Annotated in this window: 2 protein-coding genes; both read left to right on the forward strand. The window is 62.7% G+C overall.

The features are described from left to right. Window positions 1-114: 114 nt before the first annotated feature. Window positions 115-1,623 (forward strand): cysteate racemase, encoded by a 1,509-nt coding sequence (cuyB, locus tag KHO31_RS35790; RefSeq protein ID WP_201084179.1) that lies wholly within the window; start codon window positions 115-117, stop codon window positions 1,621-1,623. Window positions 1,624-2,051: 428 nt separating this feature from the next. Continuing rightward, window positions 2,052-5,672, forward strand: a complete 3,621-nt coding sequence (locus KHO31_RS35795) for a sigma factor-like helix-turn-helix DNA-binding protein (protein WP_201084178.1) — start codon at window positions 2,052-2,054, stop codon at window positions 5,670-5,672. The last annotated feature ends 328 nt before the right edge of the window (window positions 5,673-6,000 follow it).

Raw genomic sequence — 6,000 nt, forward strand, 5'->3', positions numbered from 1 at the left:
GTGTGTAGCGCCCAGCCAGGCATAAACCCGCTATTTCGTGGTTAACAACATCCCGAATCCCCAAAAGCGTCCTAATATCAAGGCGAACTGAAAAACGACCAAGGGGAAGCCATCATGTATCGCCATCGCTCGCTGGGTGTAGTGACAGGCGCGTCGCCGCTCGCCGGCGTCGACGTGTTGAGCAGGATGACTACCAGCTGGCGCCGGTCCGGTGCGGCCAAGCCATTCGATTTCGTCCTCGAACAGCAATCGTGGCAAGGACCGGTTTCGCCGGGCGCCGCAAGCGTGCCGTTCAAGATCCACGTGTTCGATACGATTCGCGCTTTCGAGAAACGCGGTGTCGACGCGATCGTCTTACCGTGCTTCCTCAGTCACACCTTCATCGACGAACTCTCGGCGAACGTGGCGTTACCGATCGCCAATCTCATGGCTGCGCTCCTCGCACATGTACGGCAAGCGTTTCCGTCGGTTCGCCGCGTCGGCGTGCTGACTTCCGACGCGATCCGCGGTAACGGTCTCTTCGAACGTTATTTCGACAGCGCGCAGTTCGACGTGCTGCATCCGCGTAACGAAGCGGGCGTCGATCGCGTAACGAGCGCCGTGTACGGCGACGAAGGCATCAAAAGCGGCCATCTGTACGGACGGCCGGTCGCGTTGCTGCGCGCGGCTTGCGCGGACCTCATTGGGCAAGGCGCTGAGATCATCCTGCCTGGGCTCGCCGAAATCGGTATGGTCGCGCGCGCGCTTGGCACGCTGGAGGTGCCGTTCGTCGATACGAGTCTGGTCTATGCGCGCTACGTCGCGGCGGCGCAATATTCGCAGCCGGAACGGCGTTTCAAGGTCGGCGTGCTGGGTGGTGTCGGCCCGGCGGCGACTGTCGATTTCATGGCGAAACTGGTGCGCAATACACCGGCCGCGCGCGATCAGGACCACATCAAGGTGATGGTCGAGCAGAATCCGCAGATTCCGGATCGCACTGAAGCGCTGCTCGGCAACGGCGACGATCCGACACTCGCGCTCTATGCCGCCTGCAAGACGCTCGAAGAGGGCGGCGCCGATCTTATCGCGATTCCGTGCAATACGGCGCACGCGTTCGTTGAACGGATCCAGCCGTCGTTGACCATTCCGATCGTCAATATGCTGACCTGTACCGCCGATTATCTGCGCGAGGCATTCCCGAGCGTGCGCGAAGTCGGCGTGCTGGCCACCTCGGGCACGCTGGCGAGCGGCGTCTATGAGAAGGCGCTTGAAGCGTGCGGCTTGGTACAAGTCGCGCCGGGCGATTCGGCACAGGCACGGTTGATGAACGGCATCTACGGGCCGTGTGGCGTCAAAGCCGGCTACACGTCAGGCGAATGCTATGACGATGTCGCCGCAGCCGTGGACGATCTGCTCGCGCAAGGCGTGCAGGTGATCGTATTAGGCTGCACCGAGTTGCCGTTGCTGTTGCGCGGCACGACACTCGCGAGACCCGGCCTGCCGGTGGTGCGGCTGGTCGATCCGACCGATGTGCTGGCAAGACGCTGCGTGGCCTATGCGCTGGGTGGCAGAGAGGCGGCGTATGTGTTCGGTGCCGGGAGCGAGTGCGGTCGTGCATTCTCTGCGCGCGCCAGTGCGAGTTGAAGCGTTGATCTCAACGCGCCGGCTAGAGCAATAGCGTTGGTGTCCGGTTTGTCCGATTTCGTTGCCCGCGAATCCGTGGAGCGCGCGGCGTGCCATGTGCGCGTGCCGCGCCATGCCTTGACGTCGGCATTCTCAGTGCCTGGACACTTGATCCGCTGCATGAAATGGACGTCCGTTTCCCAGAACGGACGCGGAGGGGCTATTGCCCTGGTTGCTCATATTGAAGTGCGGATTAGCGCGGCACAGCAGGGTCTATTTTCAAGGAGGATGCCGTGCCGCCTTTTTGGGGCTTGCGCGGACGGAGTTTGAAACCCGGGGACGTATAACCTGGATATGTCGTGATCGATCCGTGCGTTCGTTACTATCGAATCGAAACGTGTCGATTGGCCGGTGCGTCAGAGTGAGGACTGCAAATACGGAGTGTGAGAATGAAAGTAGGTGTCAAACAGAGCAGCGAGGCGGGTTCCGAAAAATATGGACTACAGAGCGATGAGAATAAATATTCGTCGTCCGATGATGAGATATTGAAATCGAAACCGGACGAGCGACCGATCGCGCAACAGTCGTTACTGGAGCGGATCCGGTCGGACGAGGATCTGAAACAGCATGGATCGCAGGGCAGCGAGCGGAAAGCGGAAGTGCCGGAGGGCAGGGAATCGAAGCCGGCGCCGGACACCCGGGCGACGTTGCAGCCGTCGACGCTTGGGCGTGTGCAGGCTGCAATGGCGCGTCGGGACAGCGCGACGGATGCGCCAATAAGTGCGATGGCGGCAACCAGGCTGGGCGGGAGAGCAGATATGTCTGCGTTGTCATCAGGGGTGGACATGTCCGGCGCGCCAGCGACGTCAACGGGCCCAACGACGTCAACAGCTTCAACAGCTTCAACAGCCCCAACAACCTCAGCTAGCACCACCGCGACGAAACTCCTCGACCGGTACGACGGCGGCAGCGGCAAGGCGTCGTTGAACTACCAGAATGACCAGCGCACGGCGCAGCAGCTTGCGCAATACGTGAGTCTTTCAATGACGGGCATGCCGCCGGCGACCATCAGTGACCAGCAGGCAGTCGCGGGACTGTCCGCGCCGCTGGCGCAGATGGATGAACAGCTGCGTGAGACGTACGCCGTGCGCGCACTGAATGTGTTGCAGCAACCACGGGTGCAGCGGGCCGGGGCACTCGCGGCGCTCACCGCCGAGGCGTCGCAGGAGGTACACAGGATCGGGCAGGACCCGGCGCGCCGTCTGGCTGCGATCTTCAACACCCCGGTGGGCGCCGAGTATCTGCACGACGGCGGTCGTGCCCAGACGGCTGACTTGCGCAAGCAGTACGAAGCGTTTGTCGCCCCGGGCGCGGACGATGCCGCGCGCGAAGGCGCACTGAAGAGCGCCGTGAGCATCAGGACGCAGATGCAGAAGGATATCGGGCAGGAGGTGGCCACACACAGTACGGGCGAACAGCAGGCATGGGACGCGTCGACGCAACGGGTCAACCAGATTCTGAACCAGGCAGAGCAATACACGGCAAAGAACATCCGTCTGCCGAAGTATACGGATGACTCGCAATGGAACGACCGTCGTGCCGAGGCGTACGCGCAGACGTATGGCTATCAGTCGATCGGCGAGAAGCTGGTATCGGACGACGGACTGTCGCAACAGGAGCGCGACAATCCCGGCTGGTGGCACGGACCGGGTATGACGCGCAGCGCGCAGGAGAAGGCGCGCGACGTGCTGACCTTTCAGCAGGGCCTGAACGACCCGAACTCCGCCATTTCCAAGCGCGTGCATGCGCTAGAGGCACAGGCGGTGCATGAGCTGACGGCGAACGGCGACAAGGACCACTATCTGGATCAGGTGGGCAAGCCGAAGCTCTATCAGGATATCGGCGATGGGCTGCCGCAGGCGGACGGGCATTACGTGCGGAATCTGGCGCAGAAGTATCTCGATGCGTCGCAGGACGTCGACCACAAGAGCCGGCAGATGATGCGTGAGCACGAGCCGGATACGCTCGACAAGGTGCTCTATGCCGCGGGCAAGGTGCTCAACAGCCTGATTCCACTGCCGGGGTTGGACTGGCTGGCCGGGCAGATGCTGGACGTGGCGGTGCCGAATCACGGTGGGCTGAGCTCGGGCGAGGAGGCGGTGCTGGACACCAGCCTGATGGTCGGTGGACTGCTGATGGGAGGACTGGACAGGCTGCCGATGCTCAAGGGCAAGTTCGGGCTGAACGAGGTGTCGGAGGGGAAGCTGGGGCAACTCCATCCTGTCGAGCCGGGTGTGCCGCCGTCATTGCCGGAGACGGCGCCGGGGGAGATTGGCAGGGCGTTCGGACTGAAGGTGGGTGAAGCTGCGCATACGCCGCCGGGGCAGACGGAGAAGGCGCCGTGGGAAACGGAGCCCCAGAAAAAGGAGCCGGGCCCTCCAGCCGGTCAGTCCGGTAGCGGGAAAGCGGGTAGTCCGACGGATAACAGACTGCCGGTGCCGTCGACATACGAAGAGCCGCGGCCGAAGGGAGAGCTGGACTGGCATAACGGCGTGTTTATGGACCCGAAGGGCGGCAGGCATATCGAGAAGGACGGGCACTGGTACAGCGTGAAGTACGACGCGGATAACCGCACGTTGCGTGTGACGCACCCGCAGGACGCGAGCAAGCCGACGTATCCGGTGCGCACCGGACCCGATGGAACCTACGAGGTGCATAGCGATGTGGGTCTGAAGGGAGGGGCGCCGAAGCGCGCGCCGGAGCTTACGCCGGAGCAGAAGCAGGAGATGCGCAGGCTGTTCAATGAAGATAAAACGCATCAGGAGGTGGCCGATGAGCTGGGCGTGCCGCTAGGGCAGGTCCGGCAGTTCGCGCGTGAGGAGACGGCCAGGTGGCGGGTCGACAAAGGTAAGGTTTCGGACGAGAAGAAACAGGATATTCTGGATGGGCTCCGGCGGGGCCTGAGTGTGGATGATGTGGCGGCCCGGACATTGGTGTCGAGGACCACTGTGCGCAAGGTCGGCGGAGAAGCTGGTGTAGCGTTGCTGCCCATCGACCGCCAGATTCGGATACCAATAGAAACAAGGCAGCGGGTTGCCGACTTGCTCAGCGAGGGGCTCTCCGGGAGGGAGGTTGCCAGCCAGTTAGGAATATCACACAAGACAGTAACGGCGATCGGCCGTGAGTATCATGTCGTTGTGCCTGCGAGCGCCAGGTTGATTCCCCCGGAGACCAGGCAGGCGGCGATTGAAAAGTTGAGGACCGGAATAGGGCCAACAGCGGTGGCGCGCGAGCTAGGCATACCGGTGAGAACAGTGGCGAGGATCGCGCACGAGACTGGTGTACTTTCTTCCGGCCCAGATATTTCTCCGGACACGCGCCAGCAGGTCATTGAACGGGTGAGACGCAGGGATCTGCAAAAGGACATCGCAAAGGATCTCGATATTTCAGTTAGGTCGGTTTCGAGGATTGTCAGCCGGAACAAGCTGGAAGAGATCATGGCCGCGACCTTTGCCGGGGCGGATCCCCAGGAGATAGACGCGCTTTCGTCGAACATGGGAAGGCGCAGGGCGCGGGCTCCCGATTCCCCGCAACCGGGCACGTCGACCGGCGGGGAAACCGCCCAGCCAGGCCCTGCACCAAAACGTGCACGTCCTGACCCGGAGGGCGGCGCTGCCGCGACAGAGTCCTCGGACGAACTGATCCCCGCCTACATGGATGAACTCCTCGATGCGCTCGGCCCGGAAGGACTGCCCTTGATGCAGAACCTCGTGGACGACGTGGGCCTCATCCAGGAACCTGGGCGGGCGCCCCCGGCACCCGTAGGATCGCCCCAGCCGGGCACCTCGACAGGCGGCGACACCGGGCTGGCCGACCACCCGGCACCCGCCGGCTCTCCCCAGCCGGGCACCTCGACCGGCGGCGAAACTGGCACGACCGGCTACCCGGAACTCGGGGAAGAAGTATTGCGGCTGCTTTATGCGGACATTAACGTGACGCTAGACCGTGTATCCGATGACGATGTCGAGCGCGTCGTGCGCGCCTGGGAGCACGACAACCAGAATCAGTAAGATAAGGAGCGGTTGTTCTGGGTGGCGGCCGTTCTTCTCCTATTGATGTGATTCGACTGCGCCCGGCCTGCTCGTGAAAGTGCCGGTGCGCAGTCATTTCCGGCTGGCGCCTAGTTCCACCTGCACAAGCCTGAGCGTGGCCAACGGCCTGCCCGGGCTGCTTTCTTCGCTGAAACACGCACACCAGACCTACGCCGATCCGTAGCCGCCAGGATAGAAAAGTCGGGTAAGGACGCGACGTTGCCGTCGCGTCCTCCCCTAAGAACCGTACGTGCGAGTTTCCCCGCATACGGCTCAAGCCTCAATAAGGCTGGCGCATGCCAACCCG

This window comes from Paraburkholderia domus, assembly GCF_905220705.1.
Taxonomy (GTDB): Bacteria; Pseudomonadota; Gammaproteobacteria; order Burkholderiales; family Burkholderiaceae; genus Paraburkholderia; species Paraburkholderia domus.